This is a genomic window from Methanosarcina barkeri str. Wiesmoor, from assembly GCF_000969985.1.
Lineage (GTDB): Archaea > Halobacteriota > Methanosarcinia > Methanosarcinales > Methanosarcinaceae > Methanosarcina > Methanosarcina barkeri_B.
Genome location: NZ_CP009526.1, coordinates 3,723,899 through 3,747,714, shown reverse-complemented (window position 1 = coordinate 3,747,714; position 23,816 = coordinate 3,723,899). Strand labels below are relative to the sequence as shown.

Genomic DNA, 23,816 nt, shown 5'->3' with positions numbered 1-23,816 from the left:
TCCACTTAATCGTTCTGCGTTCTGATTATTATAAAATATAAAGCGAAGATATCATTGTTATTGACGGCAATTTTCTTCATAAAAAGTCTGAATTAAACTTTTGAGGCTTATGGAGAGCAAAGTTTCCTGTATAAAAGAATTAAAACCGAAAGATGAAATCAATTTCCGGATAATAAGAAAAATAATGTTTGAAAAGACGGAGACATAATTATGATAATGAACTTTAAAGGCAAAAGCCCGAAGATATCGGAAACGGCTTTTATTGCAGATTCTGCAGATGTTATAGGGGATATTGAAATATGGGATTTTTCAAGTGTGTGGTTTAATGCCGTGCTTCGCGGAGACAGGAATAAAATAAAAATCGGAAGCCGAACAAGTATCCAGGATAATGTGGTAATTCATGCTGATCCTGAGAATGGAGTTCAGATAGGGAATGATGTAACTGTAGGACACGGAGCTGTGCTTCACGGATGTAGAATCGAAAACAATGTACTTATAGGAATGAACTCTACAGTATTGAACGGGGCTGAGATAGGAAAAAATTCTATTGTGGGTGCAAATGCGCTGATTTCTGAAGGGAAGAAATTTCCAGAGAACAGTTTGATAATTGGAGTTCCGGGGAAGGTAAAAAGGGAAATTAAGAAATTCGAGATTGAAGCTATAGCAGAAAACGCTGCAGAATATGTGGAGTTTGTCAAAGAGTACAGGGAAGAAGTAAAAAAGATACAAAAGAAGTAAAAAAGATGCAAAAAAAAGTAAAAAAGATACAAAAGAAGTAAAAACATAGGAATAAAAATAGATATTATTTGACTATTCGCATTTTTTACTATTCAGATCTTTGCAATAATAGATGCATGCAGGTGGGTAAAAAACAAGTTATGAAATCGAGAAGCATACCAGTAAAGTTTCGATATGATTATTGCAGATATCCTATTAAAATAAAAAACTGTTTCTCTTTTAAATTTAATATTTATGAGAATATACGAAATCGTTATGGAGGTAAACGGAAATGAGGAACATAAACATCCTGTACTATGGAAAAGTGAAGCCGATAGATGTATATGAAAGCATGCTTGAGTACTTAAAAAGCACTGGTACTTCGGATTGCGAGAAAGATTACATTGAGGGCCAGCCTGACTATTTTGTAGAAGAATGGCAGATAGCACTGGACAGCGAGATATGTTTTGGATATGATCCATTGAAAGATGCCGGAGAACTAGAGATCGATGGGCAAAGTTATACTCGTATAGGCAGGGGATTAACCGAATTAAGTTATGTTCCCACTGACAGCTTATCTGAGATTCTGTATATTATCTACCACTGCGACCATAATATGCGAAAATGTAACTGCACCAATGAAATTTTCCAGACAAAAGAAGAAGCAGAAAAGAGAGCAAACGAACTTAGAGAAAAAAATGATATCTCCTGATCTTCCGTACTGCAGGAAATATTAGAAATAAAAAACTGAAAAACAAGATTAAAACTATTTACAAAAATTGAGTTAAATCAGTTTCAGGATTTCAATGTAGAAGTTCGAACTACTGGGCACTACTTTATTACATTTTTTTGATAACTTTTTTTATTTTTTGGGTATAGAATACAAATCGTTTGTACTCTATTTATATATTTTAATTTGATTGGAAACATATTCTTACAAAATAGAACGATTAGTAGAGGCTAGAACGATTAGTGGAGACCTAAACAATTAGTAGAGACTTTTAGGGTTATGGTTGAGCCAGGATGCAACCATGTAAAAATGCATGCCATTTGGTACAAAGAAGCTGAAAAACCATAAAGCAATACTGTGAAATATTTATTTATATGTTTGACATCTATAATCTAGCGAGTTTAATGTTTTATGCGCTAATTTCGCAGTTAAACTGAATGAATTAAAAAGAGATGTTAGGGATATGAATAAGAGATATGAACTAAAAGAAGAAGCTGGCAAAACGACAAAGAGAGTAAAAACTGAAGTCAAAAAGAATTACGGAATGAATGAGAAGTCTGGCCCCAGATCCCAGTATGTCCCTGGCTCCTGGAAAGGGACAAAAATAAATTCGAAAATAAGTAAGATCAGGTACAGACAGCGTTATGTGCCAGGATTCTGGAAGGGAACCGTAGAGACTTCAGGGGCAGAGAAGCCCGACTATAAGCCAAAATACGTACCCGGATTATGGAAAGGAACAAAAGAGAACCCAAAGCTTGAGAAAATAAGGTACAAACAGCGATACATTCCCGGACTCTGGAAAGGGACTGAAGAAACTCCAAAAACAAAAAAAAGTGACCACAAAATGCGTTATATTCCTGGCTTCTGGAAAGGAACAAAAATGAATCCGAAAATAGGGAAGATCAGGTACAGACAGCGATACATTCCCGGATTATGGAAAGGAAGACCGGATACTCCAAAAATCGATAAATCCGGTCACAAGCCAAAATACGTACCCGGATTATGGAAAGGAACAAAAGAGAACCCAAAAATAAGTAAGATCAGGTACAAACAACGATACATTCCCGGATTATGGAAAGAAACTGTAGAGACTCCAAAAACAAAAAAAAGTGACCACAAAATGCGTTATATTCCTGGCTTCTGGAAAGGAACAAAAATGAATCCGAAAATAGGGAAGATGAGATACAAACAGCGATACATTCCCGGGCTATGGAAAGGAAACGCGAAGAAGGATAGCTATAGACCTAGTTAGGCAGTGTAGCGAAAGTTCTGTAAAATATGATTGACTCTGTATCCTTTTTCTTCACCACAAAAAAATAGGATGTAGAGTCGATGGTTAATCTATTCTCATTCATAAAAAATCATCTTGTCGATCAGGAAGATGGAATTCGTCGGCTAATTACTTGGTTTTTAAATCTTGTTATGGAGGAGGAATCTCTCCTCCAATCTTGTGCACAACGTTATGAGCGTACTGATTCACGAAAAGCCAGTAAAAACGGCTACAAACCCCGAACTCTCCTTACCAAATATGGAGAACTTGAATTGTTAAAGCCTCAGTTCCGTGAATTTCCTTTTGAAACTCAAGTATTTGAAAAGTATTCCAGCCTACATTCCGCAGATGTACACAAATGTAGAATTTATTTGCTTAATTGTCCAAAATAGTCAATCACGGAATAGACTAATTTTTAATTTACTACCACATTGAGATAATTGATAGCATTCTTGTGTACATCTGCGGAAAGTGGGTTCCAGGGTTGAAAAGTCCATATTAGCTGCTGTAGCGGAATCTTACCCTCAAGGTGTTTCCACCCGACGGGTGGAAAAGATCATGACTGCTTTAGGAGCAGAGAGAATCTCAGCTTCTTCTGTTTCCAGAATTACTAAAGAACTTGATGAGAAAGTTGAAGAATTTCTCTTAAAGCCAATAGAACACGAAATTCCTTACCTTTTTGTTGATGCGACTTATCTTAAAGTAAGAAATGGACTCCATTATGAAAATAAAGCTCTTTTTGTAGTTGCTGGAATTAGAGATGATGGTTTACGTGAGATTCTTGGAGTAAGATTGGCAGACAGTGAAGACTCTCTATTCCGGGAAGATCTATTCGAAGACCTTAAAGAAAGAGGGTTAAGAGGCTTAAAGTTAGTTATTTCTGATGGCCATAAAGGGATACAAAAAGCAGTTATAGAATCCTTTATTGGATCAAGCTGGCAGATGTGTCACGTTCATCTGATAAGACAAGTTCTAAAAAAGGTTCCAAAAAAGAAACAGAAAGAAGTATCAGAGAAAATAAAAGAAGCATTGGTAGGCCGTCAGAAGTTACAGGATTTGATAAGGGAACTGGATAATATGGGATATAAAAGTGCAGCTGATACTCTTGAACATTTCCAATATGATGTGATGAACTACATGCAGTTTCCACAGAGTCATTGGAGAAGAATAAGGACAACAAATATGATGGAGAGAACTAACAAGGAAATAAAAAGAAGAAGCAGAGTTGTGGGAGCATTTCCGAACCAGGAATCAGTATTGAGATTGGTAGTCTCAATACTTATTGATATATATGATGAATGGATTACAGAAAACAGGTATATAGTAATGGAGCAGTAATCAAAAAAGAAGAATAGGGGTATAGAGTAAAATTCACAGAAGATTAGGCACACTGCCAACAATAAACAAAACAATAAATAAAACAATAAACAAAACTAAACAAAAAACAAAACTTAAGAAGACTGAAAAAATGCCGATTTATGACATTAGCTATACCTCGTTAATTTTCTGTTTTTTCTTACTTGCAATTCCTATTTTCATAAGCTGGAAAATTCGGCTTGAACTCGAAAAAAGTACTCTGGAAGCTGTCTTCAGGATGTCAATCCAGCTATTTTTAGCAGGCATTTTTCTGAACTTTATTTTTAATCTGAATAACGGACTTTTAAATCTGGCCTGGGTAGGAATAATGATCTTCTTTGCGTCCTATACGGCAATAAAAAGTGTGGATCTTAATGTAAAAAAACTCTTTGTGCCCATCATTTTAGCCATTGCCTTTTCAAGCCTGGCAGTTCTATTATATTTCAATAAATTCGTTATTAATCTGGAAAATCTCCTTGACGCACGTTATCTGATCCCTATAGCAGGCATGTTTCTTGGAAATTCTCTTCGAGGAAATGTGGTAGGGATAGGTGACTTTTATAGCGATATCAAGCGAAACGAGAACCGCTATCTTTACAGCTTATCTCTTGGTGCAGGCATGTATGAGGCTGTTCTACCATACCTGCGAAAAAGTTTAAGGGCTGCAGTAAAACCCACTTTAGCAAATATCGCATCCGTGGGGATCGTCACTTTGCCAGGAATGATGACAGGACAGATCCTTGGGGGAGCAAGTCCTCTAGTTGCCATTAAGTATCAGATTACCATCATGATAGCACAATATGTTTCAACCCTGCTTGGAACAACTCTTAGCATTCTCACAAGCTTCAGGACAGCTTTTGATGAATATGGACTTGTAAATAAGAAGTTATACGAGAAAAATCTCTGAAAAAATTATGACTGGAAAATGCAAAAGCTTGAGAGCCAAATTGAGGGCTCAAAAAACTAAAAAAATACTCTATACTTCATTTAGGTTGATTCAAGTGTATCCTGTAATATCCTGACCAACTGGTGTGCTTTTTCTTATACACTCTTCTCCGTAATGAATCATATCTTCAACTGCGGTTTTCAGGATGGAAGGATAAATCTGGCCTACCTGTTCCCATACAGGCCTTCCGTGACAGAAAAACTTAAACGTAGGTGTGCCCTGAACTCCGTACCTTTCAGTAGTCCAGGGACTTGTTTCAATGTTCACGCGGGCAAAAATTGCTGAGTTTTTGTATTCCCTTGCATAGTTCATAAAATAAGGTTCCATAGCTTTGCAATAAGGGCAGGTAGGGCTATAGAACATTACAATAACCGGCTTTTTGGAGCTTTCTACCACTTCTCCCCATGTCGTATCTTGGATTTCGATCACATTGCTTCCGTTCAATCGATTACCCCCAAAGTTATGAATAAGTTCACAGAACAGATTAATTGAGTGTTAGAAATTTCAAAATAAATCATTCAGTTCCTCAGATTTTGTATATCAGATTGCGCTTATTAGGTCAATATTATCTACTTTTATAAGATTAATATTTATGCTTTATAAAATTAAGTTCACGTATATGTGGGCAAACCACTTAAAAAATTTTCAAAAATTACTTTTTTAAGCCAGAAGTTCTAAATAAGAAATTCAAAACAAATAGAGACGAAAGACAATAGGAACAAAGAAAAATTAGAAAAAGCGGGTGACAGAACTGAAAAATCAGTTCTGTATTCTCTTGGCGAGACTTTCCAGGAACTGAAACCCAATTTTAGTCCAAGGGTTCAAAATTTCGGAAGAGGGAATGAAGTTTATAGAAGGTTTTTTCATTTAGACCCTTTTTTCTTCACCCTCAGGGTTCATGATCTCACCAAAACATGTGCTGCAGATGTGTTTGTCATCGAGACATGGTTCTTTAAAGTCAATTTTGGGACCGCCTGGTTTTGTGGTTGCCTCCCTGAATACATAGAATTTTTCATTAAATTCGATTGGCTGGCCACATCTCGAACATACGAAAGGTGGATTCTCAACCGAATCAATTGCACATTCAATGCATATCAGATCGGACTTATCTCCGTGAACATCCTTGAACTTTATTGGTTTCATATCCAGGCTGGTGTCCACAACCAGTACATCTTCCAGCAGTTCCCGACCACAAATATTACAATGCTCCTTCATTGTGTTGCCTCCTGTGTCCAGAGGATTTCTCACCAAACCCTGTGATGAGCCTACACAAGGCTTCAATGTCTCCGTGTTTGCACTCAAATCATATTCCCCAGTTTTAGCTTATTACCCATACTCATGCCGAATCGGACTATTTTTCACACCGTTAAGCTGTGTTTTACCTACTGGCATTGGCTTGCCAGCATATCAACATCGAGAAGATCGGTCCAGAGATGGAAAAGCAAACAATGTAAATTAACAAGGAAACGTTTTTTACAATGTCCTCTCGGAAATATTTTTCACATTTGAATCGAAACAACATTAGAAGACACTTTACAAAAATTCGTTTTAAACCGCTTTCTAGTCTCTGGTTTTAAACTTCCCTATGAAAATATAGGTCTTGAAACTATATACAGTTATTGATTTTGATCAAAAAGTAAAGGGACTTCCTGAATAAAAGACGGATCACAAAAACAGAAAAAAAATTAAAATATAGTAAATAATCTGAATGAAAGTAGTTAATGGTCATAATAAAGTTGTGAAGCAAACAGAATTTAAATTATCAAGCAAACATAATAAAAGTTAGTAAGTAGAATGGAAGTTGTCAAGCAAACATAATAAAAGTTAGTAAGTAGAATGGAAGTTATCAAGCAAACAGAAAGGAAGTTACTAATTTAATAAGCTAAATAGGGAGAAAATAAAGGGAATAAAACAAAGAATTTTATTCATCTTTGATCAATACATAAGACGATAAAGAAGATTACTCAAAAGGGTTCGAAAAAATGCTTAAGCAGAGATTTGTGCTGGATACTACAGCATTAACGGACCTGCAGACGCGTGAGGTTATGGGCTATGCTTCTCTTTGCGAGGGAATGAAAGCGATTCTTGACCTGATAGCCGATGCTCGTCTGCATTTCGGGATAAGTTGCTACGTGCCCTATCCGTCAGTATATAAAGAGATGTACGAATTTGCAAGCCGCAACGGCTGTGACAGGGAGGTCGTGGCTAAAATAGATACCTGGCTTGTAAAAAAATCTCCTGACCGGTATAGAGTTAGCGTAACTTCTCAGATATTTCATGAATACGTTGCCTATATGCGGGAAAGAATTAACCGGGGAATGGGAGTAGCTGAGGACGCGATATGGGAGGCAGCTACTGAATGCCTCTTTATGGAAAATCCGCAAAACAAGAAAAAAGAGTATAAGGAAGAGGTTGAGAGGGAAGTAATTGGAGGGATCATTGGCAAATTCCGAAACAAATATCGAGCCGCCCTGAGATATGGGATTCTTGATAGTGCTCCTGATATTGATGTTCTCATTCTTGCCAAGGAGCTTGATGCCGCAGTAATTGCAAGCGATTACGGGATTGAAAAGTGGGCCGAACAGCTTGGAGTTCGCTTTGTACCTGCAAATGTTTTTCCCATGATGATACAGGAATACCTGAAGCATCTTCCGGAAAACGAAAATGAGCCAGAGTACGAAAACCGAGACAAAAGCAAAGAGGGATCTTCGGGAGAAATAGAATTTATCTAATGACTTTGATTCTCAAGCCTTTATAACAACTGAAAGCGAAGCCAATAATAAAAATCTGGGTACTTGGTCAGATGAGAAGGTTGAAATTATTCAGATCAAAGGCTTGAAACTTAGTCCTGTAATGGGCTTGAGGTTTTAATAAGGGGAATTACCCTCAGGCTGTGCTATCGAGCTATGAGTCTCAGTGGAATAGTAGACATCAATTATTATCAGGCCTTAAGGGAATTATGCCTTTAAGGAAACCGTACTTTTAAAAAAACGTGCTTTAAGGAGACTGTATCTAAGGAAACTGTATCTAAGGAAACTGTATCTAAGGAAACTGTATCTAAAGAAACTGTATCTAAAGAAACTGTATCTAAAGAAACTGTATCTAAAGAAACTGTATCTAAAGAAACTGTATTTAAGGAAACTGTGGCTTTTAAAGACTTGGGGGGGTAAGAGTTGAGAAATATAGTCATAGATGAACTAAAAGCATCTGAAGTTTACCGCCAGAGAGTTGAGGTTGTAGAAAGAAAAGGGTTGGGGCATCCGGACTATATCTGTGATGCCATAATGGAACAAATTTCAGTAAAGCTGAGCCAGAAGTACCTTGAGACTTTCGGGAGTATCCTGCACTATAATATAGACAAAGGCATGCTTGTTGCGGGGAAAGTGGAGGGAAGACTGGGAGGAGGCAGAGTTGTAAGCCCTATGAGACTTATCATCGGGGACAGGGCTACTTTTGAAGCGCAGGGGATAGAAATCGATGTTCCTGCGCTTGCGGTCAATACGGCGCAGCAATGGCTCCGGGATAATATCCGCTTTGTGGACCCTGAAAATCTAATATACCAGATCGAGCTAAAAAGAGGTTCTGCAGAACTTACGGATATTTTTAGAAGGGGAGAAAAGATCCTCGGGGCAAACGACACTTCTGCAGCAGTTGGATATGCCCCTCTCAGCCCCACTGAGAAGCTTGTTTTCGAATGCGAACGATACCTGAACTCCAGAAAGTTCAAAAAAGAATATCCGGAATCAGGAGAGGACGTAAAAGTTATGGGGCTCAGGCATAGGGAAGATATGCACCTGACCGTTGCAATGCCGCTTGTTGATAGGTTTGTCGAGTCAGAAGAAGCATACTTTAAAAAGAAAATCGAGTTGCACAACCGAATAGAGGAATTTACTGCCGGGTTTGCAGAAAAAGCAAGGTCTGAATTTGAGGGCTGCATGTGTCTGAAACCGACAGTTTCTCTTAATACTCTGGACATTCCGGGCAGGGGGCTGCAGGGGATTTATACCACGGTAACCGGTACTTCTGCGGAAGATGCAGATGGCGGGCAGGTCGGGCGTGGAAACCGCGTAAACGGAATAATCCCGCTAAATCGTCCTGTTAGCAGTGAAGCTGCCGCAGGTAAAAATCCTGTAAGCCATACAGGAAAGGTTTACAACCTTCTTTCCCACAGGATTGCAGCGCGGATCTATAGTGAGGTGCCTGATATCTCCGAAGTTTATGTCTGGCTTTTGAGTGAAATCGGAACTCCAATCGACCAGCCTCAGATTGCAACTGCCCAGCTCATAATGAAGAAAGGGTCTGCAAGTGAAGTAGAAAAAGAAGTGGCTGAGGTAATGGAAAAAGAACTTGAGAATATACAGGCCTTCTCCATGGAACTTGTTGCAGGAAAATGTCCTGTATGCTGAGAAGAGTTTTATCCGGGAATAATTATACCCCGGCAATAAAAGCAATGAGCGCAAAGAACATTGCGATCTTGAACATTTTAGAAGATTTCGTAGGATTGTTGCGAGCAAGAAGCTGGTAGATCGCTGCAAGAAACCCAAGGTCTGCCAGAAGTACAAGATAAAGATAACGCAGGCCAAGCATCGATAGATGGTAAGGAAGAGGGCTAAAAATGACGGCCAGAAAACCTATGAGTGCTGCAAGGTAACTTGCTTTTTTTGCCCCGACCCGAAGAGGTAGGGTATCTGCCCCTTCCATTTTATCGCCTTCCATATCTTCAATGTCCTTTACAATTTCCCTGGCAGTAATCGCAAGAGCTGCAAGCAGGAAAAGCACAAAAAGGGCTTTGAGTCCTTCAAGTCCAAAAACCGATGCTCCAAATAAAAAACTTGAGCCGGTAAGGTAGCCTATGCTTAGGTTTCCCAAAAGAGGAGTGCCTTTGAGGGTTTTTGCGTAGAAAATTAACACTAGTGAATTAAATAAGGCAATAACCCCGCAAATTGGGTTGATTGAAAAAGCCAGAAGTGTTCCAAGGGCAAACAGTGTGTAAGAGAAATAAAGGGCTTCTTTTAACTTCATTCTGCCTGATGGAATAGGCCTATCAGGGCGGTTTATTGAGTCTATCCTGACATCAAAATAGTCGTTAATGGCATTTCCTGCGCCTGCAACCAAAAATACAGCTAGGAATATAAGGACTGAAGAAAATAAAGGGAATTCTCCAGGACTATAAGAACTGGGGGCATTAGATGTCAGGATATTAAAAGCTATCAGTGTTCCGATTATAGCTGCAAAACCTGCCATGAGGCAGTTTTCGTATCTCATAATCTCCAGATATGTGCGTACGCTTGCAGACATCACAACAAAGCAGTATTATAAAGTATTAAAGGTATCGGATTTTCTTGCCAGAGTCTCGTCACCTGAGTTCCGTCACCCGAGTCCCGTCTCGGGAGGACGGTGCCCTTTTCGCTCACTTCGTTCGCTCAAGAGGGTTGAATCATTATGAAGATAATAAGTTGAACCAAGCGGATCTACTTATGGGCAAGAAAGGCTACATTCTTAACGATCTCAGAAGGGTGGATTTACTCAAACTTCGTTTTGGGTCACCCAGCGGGTGCGATTGCGAGTCTTATTAAAAAAGGCTTGACTGCAACCCTTTTGGAAAATGGTTTGACCGCAACCCTTTTGGAAAAAGGCTTGACCGAAAACCCCGAGAAACGTTTGAGTTTGAAAGTCTTATCCTCAAACTCTATCCGACGTGATCAACCGGCGCAACGGTTTTAGCTCAAGAGGCTGATCTGATTGATCTCTTCTTGGTAGGAAGACTCAAACTGTATATATGATGTCACTCAATTTCATGAGTATATTTATTGAAAGGATAATATTAAGTAAAACAAAGTTTATTTCTTGCCGTTCTTCCCTCTAATATCTGTTAAGTATTAGCCAGCTTCAAAGAGACAGGCAGATGTGATCAATGTGATTCTTGACCTTTAAATCATGTTTTGCTTCTGCCATTCATAAACTCAAAACATTGGCTTGGAACAAAAAATATATCTTAGACTAACAATTTTAGACTAACAACTTATTGGGAAAAATCTACAAAAGTAAACCCCTGGATATTGTTTCTATAAATTACATGGTTACTTGTCAATAACTTACTTGTGTACCAGACATTTCTGCTTACAGACATGTGGGTGGAGGCAAATAAAAAATGAAAGCCGGTTTTTGTAATTCACTATTTTATATATTATTGATAATGCTAACAATCCTTGGAATGGCTCCCGGAATGGTACATGCTCTAGGAGACAACGAAAGCTCAGTCTCAGATAGTGGAAGCTCAGATACAGGAGATTCAGTCTCAGACAGCGGAAGTTCAGATACAGGAGATTCAGTCTCAGACAGTGGAAGTTCAGATACAGGAGATTCAGTCTCAGACAGCGGAAGTTCAGATACAGGAGATTCAGTCTCAGACAGCGGAAGTTCAGATACAGGAGATTCAGACACGGACAAAGTGGATTCTGGCTCAAGTGATGGAAGTTCCGATTCTGGCTCGAGTGATAGTAGTTCAGACTCAGACTTAAGTGATGGAAATTCCGATTCTGACTCAAGTGATAGTAGTTCAGACTCAGACTTAAGTGATGGAAGTTCAGATTCTGGCTCAAGTGATAGTAGTTCAGATTCAGGGTTAGATGATGGAAATTCAAACAATAGCCCAGATGATGGTAATTCAGATTCAGGGTTAGATGATGGAAATTCAAACAATAGCCCAGATGATGGTAATTCAGACTCAGGGTTAGATGATGGAAATTCAAACAATAGCCCAGATGATGGCAATTCAGACTCAGACTTAAGTGATGGAAGTTCAGATTCTGGCTCGAATGATAGTAACTCAGATTCAGGGTTAGACGATGGAAATTCAGACACTAGCCCAGATGATGGTAATTCAGATTCAGGCCCAAATAATGGGAGTTCAGATTCAGACTCAAATGATAAAAATTCCGATTCTGGCTCGAATGATAGTAATTCAGATTCCAGCTTAGACAATGGAAATTCAAGCACTAGTCCTGATGCCGGTAATTCTGATTCCGGCTTAGACGATGGAAATTCGGGCACTAGCTCGGATGATAAAAATTCAACTTCCGATTCAGATAACGTAGATTCTAGCAAAGGAGATTCAGACTCAGGTAGCGGTGACTCAGATACCAAAAATTCAGATACTGGAAATTCAGACACAAATCAGGATACTGGAAATTCAGAAACCCAAAATTCAGATACCGTAAGTTCAGATAATGGAAATTCTGATACCCAAAATTCGGATAACACAAGTTCAGATAGTGGGGATTCTGATACCCAAAATTCGGATAACACAAGTTCAGATAACGGGAGTTCAGATACTGGAAATGAGGATTCAGGTTCTAGTGGTTCAGGTTCTAGTGGTTCAGGTTCTAGTGGTTCAGGTTCTAGTGGTTCAGGTTCTGGTGGTTCGGGTATGAATCTTGTTTCCAGCGAGCCAGCAACCAATATTGCTGCTCAGGAACTTTCTATCATGAGTATCGTGAGTGGCTATCCTGTCCAGTTCGATTTTACAAAAAATGCCACGTGCATTGTAAATATTGAATTTGATCCTAAGAAAACATTCAGAAAAACAACAACAGTTGTAGAAGAACTTAAAAACAGATCCACCCTTGTCCAGACCTCTCCTGAAGGCACAGTATATAAATATGTGAATATCTGGGTAGGAGATCGTGGAGCAGGGCTTCCGACTTCCATTAATAGTGGGTTTGTAGAGTTTAAGGTTGAGAAGGCATGGATCAAAGATAATAATATTAGTGAGACTCAGGTAGTCCTTCAAAGATATGATAGTAACTGGCAGCCACTTTACACGGAAAAAGTTGGAGAAGATGATAATTATATTTACTTTAAATCGGAAACTCCTGGCTATTCCTTCTTTGCAATAACGGAATATACCGGGCAAAATCTAATGAATATCAATGGGGCTGAAAAAATACAGGAAACCCTGAGAAATCTGGGAAACGAAGGAAAAGCAGCTCTTTACGGAAATGCAGGAAATAATAGCAGTAGGATAAAGAATCCAATGGGAACAGCAAGGATACTTATGGCAATTTCCTTACCGCTTTTCATGCTTCTTGTTGGATATGGCATATTTAAGAAAAAGATATGAGAAAAACATACGTTATATAAAGTATGTGAGATTTTCTTCTCACCTACTTCTTATTATTTTTCCCATCACTTAAATAAAGTGAATCTTACACACAAAATCTTAAACACCAGATACTTATCGAATTTTTACCGCGAGCATTCGGTCAAGTGCTTCTTTTGCTCTGGTCCTCACATTGTATGGGACAGTGACTACGTGCTGGACTTTTTCAAGAGAGACCAGGACTTTTTCAAGATTAACCATTTTCATGCTCGGGCAGCAGGCAAATTCCGAAACGCAATAATATTTCTTTTCGGGAGCTGCTTTATGTAACCCATGAAGAAGTCCACATTCCGTACCTATAATGAACTCTTTTGCAGGAGAGTTTTTTGCATACATTATCATCCCTCGTGTGCTTGCAATATGGTCTGCAAGCTCCAGAACCTCGGGGCGGCATTCGGGGTGTGCAATAAACTTTGCTTCTGGGTGCTTTTCCTTCATTTTCAGGACATCCTCTCTCAGGATCTGATGGTGCGTTGGACAGTGTCCCTCCCAGGGTATAATTTTTTTGTCAGTCCGAGATTCGACATAAGCAGCCAGATTTTTATCAGGCACAAAAATAACCTTCTCAGCTTCCAGAGAGTTTACCACCTCAACGGCATTTGCAGACGTACAGCAGATGTAAGACTCGGCCTTGATCGCAGCCGAGCTGTTAACATAGCAGACCACCACGGCATTAGGATGCTTTTCTTTTTCTCTCCTGAGACCTTCAATATCCACCATGTCTGCCATAGGGCAGGTGGCATCAATTTCCGGCAGGAGGACCGTTTTATCAGGACATAGAATTGCAGCGCTTTCTCCCATAAAATGGACGCCGCAAAAAACAATTACATCAGCAGTCTGACGGACAGCCTCCTGGCTAAGGCCCAGAGAGTCTCCTACAAAATCTGCAATATCCTGAACCTCAGGACGGGAATAATAATGAGCAAGAATAACTGCATTTCGTTTTATTTTGAGTTCTTTGATCCTTTCTATTAACTCTGCTTGCTGCATGGAATCACCATAAGTTTTTGGAATAAAGTCCGGAAAATAGAGATCCGGGTATGAGATTGAAGATCAAGTTTAAAATAACCAGTTTAAATGTAAGATTTTAACAGGCTAGTGAACGTAAAAAGGAGTGCAACGACGGAAATTCCATCCAGCGCGCTCTTTTTGCACGCATGCCATTTGCTCCGGAAAGCTTACGTGCTTAACTCTCCCGCACTATATAATATTTGTGAATAATATTTGTGAATTGTATTTTTTGTGAGCCTCCTAGTTGCCACCTGAGTCCTGCAAGTCTTTAAAAAACTGCTTGCCTGCAAGCTTTTTGAAAAAAGGTTTGATCGAAAATCCTGAATAAAGTTTAGGTTTGCTGACCTTATCCCTAAACCCTGTCGGCGTGATCAAACGGCGCAACTGTTGCAGCTCAACGGTTGTGGCGCAATTCTTGTCAAAAAGGCTTGAGCACAATTCTTATCAAAAAGGCTTGAGCACAATTCTTGTCAAAAAGGCTTGAGCGCAAACCTTGTCAAAAAAAGTTTATTGGAAACGATCTAGTCGGCGTAGTCAAGTGGTGCCACGCTTGCGCTCAAGTGGACTAATTTATAAGTAAAAATCTCTGCTCTTTCGCTCAATGAACCAGTAAGATATATTGCGTTTTTACTTTATGAGTAAAATAATATAATATCTTAACTTCAAGTATTTTTGTCAATTCATGTTCCGATCTGGACCGGGCTCAGAATCTTTTTCAGGGTGGAAATTGCAGAAAGGGCTGCAAGATAACTTGTTTTCGGGTTTTCCGGGGAGGGGAGGTTTTCGACTCTTGTGGAAAGTTTCCCAAATTCGCCTTCTACAGTTATTTCATGTACATTTCTGGACAGAGTAGGGTCAGCGATTACTCTTACTTTTGTCCGCTCAAAGCCTATGCCCGCCAGGCTTATTGTGGCTGCAACATTCACATTTGCGGGGAAGGCTTTAACTGCTTCCGAGGCAGGCCCTTCAAAAAGCAGGGTTTCTTTTTCGATTGTTTCAAGCTCAATTCCCAGAGCTTCAACATGGGGAGCCCCAGCAAGGCCCATAGGTGGTTTTCTGGTAGTAAGGGTAACTGATAAGATTTCTGCCGCTGAGGCAGAGTTTATTCCATCGATGCCAGCAACTGCGCCTGAAGGGAAATAGAGCTTGCAGTTATTCTGCTCTGCAAGTCTGAAGAGTCTTTTTCTGAGTTCTTCGTCCGCAAGAGCGCCTACACTCATAACCATCACATCGCGCCCAGCTTCAAGAGCCTGCGGTACTATTAACCTGACAGCTTTTTGAGAGGCACTTTCTATAACAAAGTCCACATTTTGCAGTAGTTCCTCAATAGTCATTGAGGCAGGACTGTACCTTTTCAGGCAAGTTGTCAGTTCCAGGACTTTGCTCTCTGAAGAGTCGGAAAGCGCATACAACTCCGCATTAATAACTCCTTTATCAATAGCCCTACAAATCTGTCCACCAATAAATCCGCAACCAATAACTCCTATTTTCAGCATTTCAGGCTCCTGTAAATGATCAATAAACCTTGATCTTTAAATTTTGGTCCCCGGCTTTAAAGACTGAGGATCGGGTACTGTATTCTTTTTTCTCTTTTAAAGCCTTCTGTTGAGATTATTTTCTTAATGAGAAGAAACACCAAAACGTCCATACCCCTTATAAATCCTGGCTACATAAAATATTAGGGTAGAAATTATGCTTATCAAAGAGGTTGAAAGCTTTATAGAAGAAGATCTGGGGTACGATGATGTTTCGTGCACCATTGTGCCTGACAAACCTGCAGAAGCTATTATTTTCACAAAAGAAGACTGTACTGTTGCGGGGATTAAAGAAGCCGAATCAATTTTTTGCTATCTTGGAATTCAGGTCGAAACTACTCTTAAAGACGGGGATTGCCTCAAAGAAGGAGAGATAATTTTCAGGCTAAAGGGAGGAGCAGTATCTATTCTCAGGGCAGAGAGACTGGCTCTGAATTTCCTCGGACACCTTAGCGGGATTGCCACTCTTACCCGGGCATGTGTGGATACGGTAAGGCAGTATTCCGTGACTACAAGGGTGGCCTGTACCAGAAAAACCACTCCAGGTATAAGGAAGTTCGAAAAGCTGGCTGTAGCTGCAGGCGGAGGAGATACTCATAGATTCAACCTCTCTGACTCGGTTATGATTAAGGATAACCACCTCAAACTAATGGGAATAGAAGCCGCAATCAAAGCCGCAAAAAAAACCAGCTTCACTCGAAAAATAGAAGTCGAGATTGAGTCTGTAGAATACGCTGTGCTCGCTGCAGAACTGGGAGCTGATATTATAATGCTGGACAATATGCAGCCTGAAGCTATCCAAAAAACCCTCAAAACACTTAGCGGAAAAGGACTTCGAAACTCAGTTATTGTGGAGGCATCCGGAGGAATTTCCCAGGAAAACCTTGAAGGTTATGCAAAAACAGGAGTAGATGTCATCTCGATGGGCTCCCTTATCCATAAATCAAGATGGATAGATATGAGCTTGGAAATCGTAAAACAGTAAAATAATAAAATAAAGAGAGAGGAGACTGATAGAAATCTAAACTATAAAAACGGAGATAAAAGCGACAGGAAAATCATAAAATTCAGGCTATTAATAGAAAAGGATCAGAGGCCGTTGAGTGGAGGCAAACCGGAATATCGAAAACAGGTTTTTTAGGAAAATAATCGTGTTCAGTGAGGAGTATCTTCAATTCCTGTCAGTATTCACCTGGAGTCAGCTCATAAAATGGAAGAACTTTACGGTATAGCCATCCAAGCGATCCACCAGGAAGAGGAAAAAGCAGCAAGTAGAAAAAGCAGCAAGTAGAAAAAGCGCCGAACAGGATACTAATTTTTCCAGATTGACGGGCGCGAGCTCATCTCGTTTTCTGGTTTTATCTTACTTTTATTTAAATTCCACTTTATCTTATTTATATCTAAGTTTTATCTAAGTTTTATCTAAGTTTTATCTAAGTTTTATCTAAGTTTTATCTAAGTTTTATCTAAGTTTTATCTAAGTTTTATCTAAGTTTTATCTAAGTTTTATCTAAGTTTTGTCTGCATTAATATACAAAAATTATAAGAGTTTAATATCTTCAAAATTATTTAAATAAATAACAAACATGAAAATTTAGTTAACTTTATGTAATACTTTTATTCTCTAAAAAGAGAGGAAAGTAACATGAAGTTTAATCATAATAATAAATTATATAAAATTATTTTAATAGGATTGCTCGTTGCTGCCCTTGTAGTGACTTCAGGGTGCACGGACAAATCCACATCTGGTGATAATGGATCATCTCCATCAGAAGCTTCAGGAGTTTCAGATGCCGATAAGGCAGCAGAATCTGGAGAGTTTACACTCACGGATGGATTTGGCAGAGAAGTCACCATACCTGAAAATGTGGAACGGGTTGTTTGCTCAGGAGGTGGATGCCTGCGTTATCTTGTATACCTGCAGGCTCAGGACGATGTAGTAGGGGTTGATAGCTTAGAAAAAGAGAAAAGCGAAGTAGAGGGCCGCCCCTATGTCCTTGCAAACCCTCAGCTTAAAGACTATCCCTTGATTGGGGAATTCAGAGGCAACGATGATCCTGAAAAGATAATTTCCATCAGTCCCCAGGTCATCCTGAAAACCGGTACAAGTGGCCAGTCGACAGCAACCAATGGTGCTGATGCCGATACGCTTCAGAATAAAACTGGCATTCCTGTTGTCATGTTCCCTTACGGCTCTTTAAAGAACGAAGAGCAGGAAGCTGAAATATACAGTTCACTCCGGATAATGGGTCAGGTAGTAGACAAACAGGAAAGAGCAGAGGAAGTAATCAATTATATCAATACTACAATGCAAGACCTGGAAAACAGGACTGCCGATATTCCGGAATCCGAAAGAAAAACTGCCTATATTGGTGGTGTGAGCATGGCTGGAGCCCATGGAATAATCTCAACGGAACCTGCTTATCCACCATTCCTCTGGGTGAATGCAAAGAATGTTGCAGCCGGAATGGGTGCAGATCATGCGGATATTGCTAAAGAAGCACTTGTAGACTGGGACCCAGAGTATATATTTGTCGATGTTGGCACTCTCCTGCTTGGTAATGAAGGAGCAATTGGAGAACTTAAAAATGATACGTCTCTCTCAGGGCTCTCGGCTGTAAAGAATGAAAAAGTCTATGGAGTAATTCCATACAATTACTATGGCACCAACTATGAGTCTGTGCTTGCAAATGCTTATTTTGTGGGAAAAGTGCTTTATCCGGACAGGTTTGAAGATATAGATCCGGAAGCAAAGGCTGATGAGATATACACGTTCTTCATTGGTAAACCCATGTTCTCTGACCTGAACGAACAGCATGCAAACCTTGGGTTCAAACAGATTCCGCTATGATTGAGGTATATAAAAGTTCGTTTTACCAATTTGGCAGTTTCGAAAAACTACAGGGAGTAATTTTGAGTTATAGGGTCTGCTCAAAAATTACTTCATATAATTTTATATATTTTTATATTATTTTTTATATTATTTTTTATATTATTTTTATATTATTTTTTATATTACATTTTATATTATTTTGTATATTATTTTTGTTGTGTTTTTATCATATTTATTTAATAATATTTTCATTTTAATTTCGATTTCACTGAATCAATTTTTCACGGAGTTAACTTTTTAAAGGCATTAATTTACCAAAAAACAGCTAATCATAATTATTCATTTTCAATATTAAAAGCAAGCAAGTTACGGCTACATCATAAATTTATCCTTATCTGGCTTTAAAAGTCACAATAGCTCGTCATTTCTAAAAAATTCATCAGATTAGATATTAACTAAGAAAATTTAGTTAATTTTATGTAATACTTTTGCTTTCTGAAAATAGAGGAAAGTAACATGAAGATTAATCATAATAATAAATTATATAAAATTATTTTAATAGGATTGCTCGTTGCTGCCCTTGTAGTGACTTCAGGGTGCACGGACAAATCCACATCTGGTGATAATGGATCATCTCCATCAGAAGCTTCAGGAGTTTCAGGTGCCGATAAGGCAGCAGAATCTGGAGAGTCTACAATCACGGACGGGTTTGGCAGGGAAGTTACCATACCTGAAAATGTGGAAAGGGTTGTTTGCTCAGGAGCCGGATGCCTGCGTTATCTTGTATACCTGCAGGCTCAGGACGACGTAGTAGGGGTTGATAGCTTAGAGAAAGAGGAAAGCGCGTTTGAAGGTCGTCCCTATGCTCTTGCAAACCCTCAGCTTAAAGACTATCCCTTGATTGGGGAATTCAGAGGCAACGATGATCCTGAAAAGATAATTTCCATCAGTCCCCAGGTCATCCTGAAAACCGGCACAAGTGGCCAGTCGGCAGTAACCAATGGTGCTGATGCCGATACGCTTCAGAACAAAACTGGCATTCCTGTTGTCATGTTCCCTTACGGCTCTTTAAAGAACGAAGAGCAGGAAGCTGAAATATACAGTTCACTCCGGATAATGGGTCAGGTAGTAGACAAACAGGAAAGAGCAGAGGAAGTAATCAATTATATCAATGCTACAATGCAAGACCTGGAAAACAGGACTGCCGACATTCCGGAATCCGAAAGAAAAACTGCCTATATTGGTGGTGTGAGCATGGCTGGAGCTCATGGAATAATCTCAACGGAACCTGCTTATCCACCATTCCTCTGGGTGAATGCAAAGAATGTTGCAGCCGGAATGGGTGCAGATCATGCGGATATTGCTAAAGAAGCACTTGTAGACTGGGACCCAGAGTACATATTTATTGATATCGGCACTCTCCAGGTTGGTAACGAAGGAGCAATTGGAGAGCTTAAGAAGGATACATCTCTCTCAGGGCTCTCAGCTGTAAAGAATAAAAAGGTCTATGGAGTGATTCCATACAACTACTACAGCACCAACTATGAGTCTGTGCTTGCAAATGCTTATTTTGTGGGAAAAGTGCTTTATCCGGACAGGTTTGAAGATATAGATCCGGAAGCAAAAGCCGACGAAATTTATACATTCTTCGTTGGCAAACCCGTGTTCTCTGAAATTAATGAACAGTACGACAACCTTGGGTTCAAATCGATTCCACTGTAATTGAGGTATAAAAAAGTTCTTATTACCAATCGGTAGTTTCGAAAGATTGCGTGAAGTAATTTTGAGTTATGGAGTCTGCTCAAAAATTACTTCATATAATTTTATATATTTTTGAATTATTTATTATATTATTTTGTCGTGTTTTTATTTTATTTTTATAATTTTATTATCTTTTTTTGTTCCGGTTGCACTGAATCAATTTTTCACGGAGTTAACTTTTTAAAGGCATTGATCTACCAAAAAACAGCCATTATCATAGTTTTTCATATTCAATAATTAAAAGCAAATCGGTTAAGGTTACAGCATAAGTTTATCCTTATCTTACTTTAAAAGTTACAATAGCTCATCATTTCTAAAAAATTCATCAGATTAGATATTAACTAAGAAAATTTAGTTAATTTTATGTAATACTTTTACTCTTTGATCATAAAGGAATGTAACATGAAGTTAAATTATGGTAATAATATATATAAAATTACTTTTATAGGATTGCTCATTGCTGCCCTGGTAGTGGCTTCAGGATGTGCGGACAAGTCCTCATCTGATAAGAATCAGGAAGGATCTGCTTCATCAGAAGCTTCAGGAGTTTCAGGTGCCGATAAGGCAGCAGAATCTGGAGAGTCTACAATCACGGACGGGTTTGGCAGGGAAGTCACCATACCTGAAAATGCGGAACGAGTTGTTTGCTCAGGAGCCGGGTGCCTGCGCTACCTCGTATACCTGCAAGCTCAGGAATACGTAGTAGGGGTTGACAGCATGGAGAAAAAAGAAAACAAAAACGAGGGTCGCCCTTATGTATATGCGAATCCCCAGCTCAAAGACTATCCTCTGATTGGAGAGGCCAGGGGCAATGATGACCCGGAGAAAATCATTGAAGTTAACCCTCAGGTTATTCTGAAAGCCAGTATGATTGGACAGGCAGCGGCACCTACTGCCACTGAAGCCGATACCCTTCAGGACAAAACCGGCATCCCTGTGGTTGCATTCCCTTACGGGTCTTTGAATAATGAGACACAAAAAGCTGAAGTGTACAGCTCTCTGAGGATAATGGGCAAGGCAGTAGGCAAACAGGAAAGAGCAGAGGAAGTAATCAATTACATCAATGCTACAATGCAAGACCTGGAAAACAGGACTGCCGACATTCCAGAATCTGAAAGAAAAAATGTCTATATTGGAGGAGTCGGTATGGCTGGAGCTCATGGAATTATTGCTACAGAACCTGCTTACGCGCCATTCCTCTGGGTAAATGCAAAGAATGTTGCAGCCGGAATGGGCGTAGAACATGCGGATATTGCTAAGGAAGCACTCGTAGACTGGGATCCCGAGTATATATTTATCGATGTTGGCACCCTCCAGCTTGGTAACGAAGGTGCAATTGGAGAACTGAAGAATGATACATCTCTCGCAGGACTTTCGGCTGTGAAGAACAAAAAGGTCTATGGAGTAATCCCTTACAACTTCTACAGCACCAACTATGATTCCGTACTTGCAAACTCTTATTTTATCGGAAAAGTGCTCTATCCGGACAGGTTTAAAGATATCGATCCGGAAGCAAAAGCTGACGAGATATACACTTTCTTCGTTGGTAAACCTGTATTTTCAGATCTGAATGGACATTACAGTAATATGTGCTTTAAACAAATTCTGCAATAAGATGGAGGGTATAAAAAGGTGCATTTCGCCAAAGGAGCAGTTCCTGAAGATTATCTTGTATATATACGCAGAAAATACTTCTGGATAATGGGGGGGATTCTGTTCCTCTTTATTATGCTTATTTACTCGATCTCGGTAGGAGCGGTGACAATACCGCCTTATGAAGTACTGCAAACCATAACGGGGCACAGCGTTTCTACAAAATGGGATTTAATAATCTGGAACATCCGGCTCCCTCAAGCCCTGGCTGCAATAGTCGCAGGAGCCGGACTCTCGGTTGCAGGAGTTGCGATGCAGTCTATACTGCGTAATCCCATTGCATCTCCTTTCACACTTGGAATTTCAAATGCCGGTGCTTTCGGAGCTGCAGTGTCTGTTGTGGTTCTCGGTACCGGAAAAATGCAGTCTACAGTTGCAAATGCTGTGACAATTAACAACCCTTACCTGACAACAACGGTAGCCCTTTTCTTTTGCCTACTTGCGACCGGAGTGATCCTGCTAATCTCGAGTATACGGGGGGCTTCGCCTGAGGTAATGGTACTTGCAGGAGTTGCGCTTTCGTCTCTCTTTACCGCAGGCACGGCATTCCTCCAGTACTTTGCTGATGATACCCAGCTTGCAGCAGTCGTTTTCTGGACTTTTGGCGATGTAGGAAGAGTAACCTGGACGGAACTTGAGATGATGACTGGTGTTGTGCTGCTTGCAATTATATTCTTCATTGCCAATTGCTGGAACTACAACGCCATAGATGCAGGCGATGAGACCGCAAAGGGTCTTGGTGTCAATGTAGAAAGGACAAGGTTAGTAGGCATGGTAATCGCAGCCCTGGTTTCTGCAGTGATTGTTGCATTTCTTGGGGTAATAGGTTTTATAGGACTGGTCTGTCCTCATATGGTCAGAAGGGTCATAGGGGATGACCAGCGATACCTGATACCCGGTTCTACTCTGTTTGGAGGAATCCTGCTTCTGGCATCAGACACTGCAGCAAGGCTTATAATATCGCCATATGTGCTTCCCGTATCTATTCTTACTGCTTTCATGGGAGCACCTGTTTTCATATACTTACTTCTTAAGGGGTACAAACGATGATACTTTCAGTAGAGGAACTTGAATTTTTGTATCGCAACCGTAAAATTCTCCATGAAATAGCCTTTTCCATCGAGGAAGGAGAAATTGTAGCAATCCTTGGGCCCAATGGGGTTGGCAAGACTACACTTTTAAAATGTCTTAACAAAATTCTCCGCCCTAAAGGAGGAACAGTTCATCTTGATGGAAATAACCTTTTTGACCTGGGAACAATGGAGATCGCACGCCTTGTTGGGTATGTTCCCCAGCGGGTGGAAACCGGGAGGTTGACAGCTTTTGATGCAGTCCTGCTCGGAAGGCGGCCACATATCAAATGGGACGTCACCGAAAAAGACCTTCAAATAGTCGATTCCGTCTTCAAGTTACTTTCCATGGAAAAACTTCGCCTTTCATATATCGATGAAATGAGCGGAGGTGAACTCCAGAAGGTCGCAATTGCACGTTCACTCGTACAGGAACCAAAAGTCCTTCTTCTTGACGAACCTACAAGCAGCCTTGATATGAAAAATCAGGTTGAAATTCTGGCTATTATCAGGCAGATTGTCCTTGAGCACAGAATTGCAGCCATAATGACAATGCATGACCTTAACCAGGCCCTCAGGTACGCAGATAGGTTTATTTTCCTGAAAGAAGGGAAAGTTCATGCGCAAGGGGGCGCCGAGGTAATTACACCTCAGGTTATCGAGGAAGTGTATGGTTTGCCTGTAATTATCGGGGAGATTGCAGGTATGCGCTGTGTGGTTCCCGGAAATCCAGAAGTTGCACTTGTACATAACCTGTAAAAACCAGCAACAAG

The 23,816-nt window shown here is 39.9% G+C and carries 18 protein-coding genes and 1 pseudogene; 14 read left to right on the top strand and 5 right to left on the bottom strand.

All coding sequences use genetic code 11. The features are described 5' to 3' along the window. Window positions 1-210 precede the first annotated feature (210 nt). The 5 genes and pseudogenes from MSBRW_RS15445 (at window position 211) to MSBRW_RS15420 (ending at window position 4,980) form a co-directional block, all read left to right on the top strand. Entirely contained in the window at window positions 211-738 is a 528-nt protein-coding gene (locus MSBRW_RS15445) for a gamma carbonic anhydrase family protein (RefSeq protein WP_011306841.1), read from the top strand. Between the two features lie 271 nt (window positions 739-1,009). Further along, window positions 1,010-1,429 carry a hypothetical protein gene (locus tag MSBRW_RS15440; RefSeq protein ID WP_011306842.1) on the top strand — a complete coding sequence of 140 codons (420 nt, stop codon included), beginning with the start codon at window positions 1,010-1,012 and terminating at the stop codon, window positions 1,427-1,429. A gap of 481 nt (window positions 1,430-1,910) precedes the next feature. Continuing rightward, window positions 1,911-2,699 (top strand): hypothetical protein, encoded by a 789-nt coding sequence (locus MSBRW_RS15435; protein ID WP_011306843.1) that lies wholly within the window; start codon window positions 1,911-1,913, stop codon window positions 2,697-2,699. 30 nt (window positions 2,700-2,729) lie between these two features. Beyond that, window positions 2,730-4,055, top strand: a pseudogene (locus MSBRW_RS24360) (IS256 family transposase). 130 nt (window positions 4,056-4,185) lie between these two features. Next, window positions 4,186-4,980, top strand: a complete 795-nt coding sequence (locus tag MSBRW_RS15420; protein ID WP_011306844.1) for an ABC transporter permease — start codon at window positions 4,186-4,188, stop codon at window positions 4,978-4,980. Between the two features lie 90 nt (window positions 4,981-5,070). On the opposite strand, the gene MSBRW_RS15415 is transcribed toward MSBRW_RS15420, so the two are convergent. After that, window positions 5,071-5,463: a thioredoxin family protein gene (locus MSBRW_RS15415; protein WP_011306845.1), complete on the bottom strand. Its 393-nt coding sequence runs from the start codon at window positions 5,461-5,463 to the stop codon at window positions 5,071-5,073. A 423-nt stretch (window positions 5,464-5,886) separates the two neighbouring features. Beyond that, window positions 5,887-6,267, bottom strand: coding sequence for a hypothetical protein (locus MSBRW_RS15410; protein ID WP_011306846.1), 381 nt, complete (start codon window positions 6,265-6,267; stop codon window positions 5,887-5,889). A gap of 734 nt (window positions 6,268-7,001) precedes the next feature. Here MSBRW_RS15410 and MSBRW_RS15405 point away from each other — a divergent pair. Both MSBRW_RS15405 and MSBRW_RS15400 read left to right on the top strand, forming a co-directional pair. Continuing rightward, window positions 7,002-7,751, top strand: coding sequence for an RNA ligase partner protein (locus tag MSBRW_RS15405; RefSeq protein ID WP_011306847.1), 750 nt, complete (start codon window positions 7,002-7,004; stop codon window positions 7,749-7,751). 441 nt (window positions 7,752-8,192) lie between these two features. Next, the gene (locus tag MSBRW_RS15400; RefSeq protein ID WP_011306848.1) at window positions 8,193-9,425 is read left to right on the top strand and encodes a methionine adenosyltransferase; all 1,233 of its coding nucleotides are present in this window, start codon (window positions 8,193-8,195) and stop codon (window positions 9,423-9,425) included. Window positions 9,426-9,447: 22 nt separating this feature from the next. On the opposite strand, the gene MSBRW_RS15395 is transcribed toward MSBRW_RS15400, so the two are convergent. After that, window positions 9,448-10,317, bottom strand: coding sequence for a geranylgeranylglycerol-phosphate geranylgeranyltransferase (locus MSBRW_RS15395; protein ID WP_011306849.1), 870 nt, complete (start codon window positions 10,315-10,317; stop codon window positions 9,448-9,450). A gap of 853 nt (window positions 10,318-11,170) precedes the next feature. On the opposite strand from MSBRW_RS15395, the gene MSBRW_RS20440 reads away from it, so the two are divergent. Then, window positions 11,171-13,141 (top strand): PGF-pre-PGF domain-containing protein, encoded by a 1,971-nt coding sequence (locus MSBRW_RS20440; protein ID WP_011306850.1) that lies wholly within the window; start codon window positions 11,171-11,173, stop codon window positions 13,139-13,141. Between the two features lie 114 nt (window positions 13,142-13,255). Here MSBRW_RS20440 and nadA read toward each other — a convergent pair whose 3' ends face one another. Further along, complete coding sequence (gene nadA / locus MSBRW_RS15385) at window positions 13,256-14,170, bottom strand: quinolinate synthase NadA (protein WP_011306851.1); 915 nt, start codon at window positions 14,168-14,170, stop codon at window positions 13,256-13,258. Window positions 14,171-14,871: 701 nt separating this feature from the next. Further along, a complete protein-coding gene (locus tag MSBRW_RS15380; protein ID WP_011306852.1) occupies window positions 14,872-15,687 on the bottom strand; it encodes an aspartate dehydrogenase in 816 nt (271 codons plus the stop codon). A gap of 196 nt (window positions 15,688-15,883) precedes the next feature. Here MSBRW_RS15380 and nadC point away from each other — a divergent pair, with 196 nt between their 5' ends. The 6 genes from nadC to MSBRW_RS15350 all read left to right on the top strand — a co-directional run bounded on the left by nadC (window position 15,884) and on the right by MSBRW_RS15350 (window position 23,802). Continuing rightward, window positions 15,884-16,711, top strand: coding sequence for a carboxylating nicotinate-nucleotide diphosphorylase (gene nadC, locus MSBRW_RS15375; protein ID WP_011306853.1), 828 nt, complete (start codon window positions 15,884-15,886; stop codon window positions 16,709-16,711). A gap of 660 nt (window positions 16,712-17,371) precedes the next feature. Next, complete coding sequence (locus MSBRW_RS15370; protein WP_011306854.1) at window positions 17,372-18,577, top strand: iron ABC transporter substrate-binding protein; 1,206 nt, start codon at window positions 17,372-17,374, stop codon at window positions 18,575-18,577. Between the two features lie 498 nt (window positions 18,578-19,075). Then, window positions 19,076-20,281 carry an iron ABC transporter substrate-binding protein gene (locus MSBRW_RS15365; protein WP_011306855.1) on the top strand — a complete coding sequence of 402 codons (1,206 nt, stop codon included), beginning with the start codon at window positions 19,076-19,078 and terminating at the stop codon, window positions 20,279-20,281. Window positions 20,282-20,722: 441 nt separating this feature from the next. Next, the gene (locus MSBRW_RS15360; protein ID WP_011306856.1) at window positions 20,723-21,934 is read left to right on the top strand and encodes an iron ABC transporter substrate-binding protein; all 1,212 of its coding nucleotides are present in this window, start codon (window positions 20,723-20,725) and stop codon (window positions 21,932-21,934) included. A gap of 18 nt (window positions 21,935-21,952) precedes the next feature. Further along, entirely contained in the window at window positions 21,953-23,023 is a 1,071-nt protein-coding gene (locus tag MSBRW_RS15355) for a FecCD family ABC transporter permease (RefSeq protein WP_011306857.1), read from the top strand. Continuing rightward, window positions 23,020-23,802 carry an ABC transporter ATP-binding protein gene (locus MSBRW_RS15350; RefSeq protein ID WP_011306858.1) on the top strand — a complete coding sequence of 261 codons (783 nt, stop codon included), beginning with the start codon at window positions 23,020-23,022 and terminating at the stop codon, window positions 23,800-23,802. The genes MSBRW_RS15355 and MSBRW_RS15350 overlap by 4 nt, the downstream gene beginning before the upstream one ends. Window positions 23,803-23,816 lie beyond the last annotated feature (14 nt).

Excerpts from the sequence above, each read along its gene's own strand:
- MSBRW_RS15445 (WP_011306841.1), top strand. The coding sequence starts at position 211 with ATGATAATGAACTTTAAAGGCAAAAGCCCGAAGATATCGGAAACGGCT.
- MSBRW_RS15440 (WP_011306842.1), top strand. The coding sequence starts at position 1,010 with ATGAGGAACATAAACATCCTGTACTATGGAAAAGTGAAGCCGATAGAT.
- MSBRW_RS15435 (WP_011306843.1), top strand. The coding sequence starts at position 1,911 with ATGAATAAGAGATATGAACTAAAAGAAGAAGCTGGCAAAACGACAAAG.
- MSBRW_RS15420 (WP_011306844.1), top strand. The coding sequence starts at position 4,186 with ATGCCGATTTATGACATTAGCTATACCTCGTTAATTTTCTGTTTTTTC.
- MSBRW_RS15405 (WP_011306847.1), top strand. The coding sequence starts at position 7,002 with ATGCTTAAGCAGAGATTTGTGCTGGATACTACAGCATTAACGGACCTG.
- MSBRW_RS15395 (WP_011306849.1), bottom strand. The coding sequence starts at position 10,317 with ATGTCTGCAAGCGTACGCACATATCTGGAGATTATGAGATACGAAAAC.
- MSBRW_RS20440 (WP_011306850.1), top strand. The coding sequence starts at position 11,171 with ATGAAAGCCGGTTTTTGTAATTCACTATTTTATATATTATTGATAATG.
- nadA (WP_011306851.1), bottom strand. The coding sequence starts at position 14,170 with ATGCAGCAAGCAGAGTTAATAGAAAGGATCAAAGAACTCAAAATAAAA.
- MSBRW_RS15380 (WP_011306852.1), bottom strand. The coding sequence starts at position 15,687 with ATGCTGAAAATAGGAGTTATTGGTTGCGGATTTATTGGTGGACAGATT.
- nadC (WP_011306853.1), top strand. The coding sequence starts at position 15,884 with ATGCTTATCAAAGAGGTTGAAAGCTTTATAGAAGAAGATCTGGGGTAC.
- MSBRW_RS15370 (WP_011306854.1), top strand. The coding sequence starts at position 17,372 with ATGAAGTTTAATCATAATAATAAATTATATAAAATTATTTTAATAGGA.
- MSBRW_RS15365 (WP_011306855.1), top strand. The coding sequence starts at position 19,076 with ATGAAGATTAATCATAATAATAAATTATATAAAATTATTTTAATAGGA.
- MSBRW_RS15360 (WP_011306856.1), top strand. The coding sequence starts at position 20,723 with ATGAAGTTAAATTATGGTAATAATATATATAAAATTACTTTTATAGGA.
- MSBRW_RS15350 (WP_011306858.1), top strand. The coding sequence starts at position 23,020 with ATGATACTTTCAGTAGAGGAACTTGAATTTTTGTATCGCAACCGTAAA.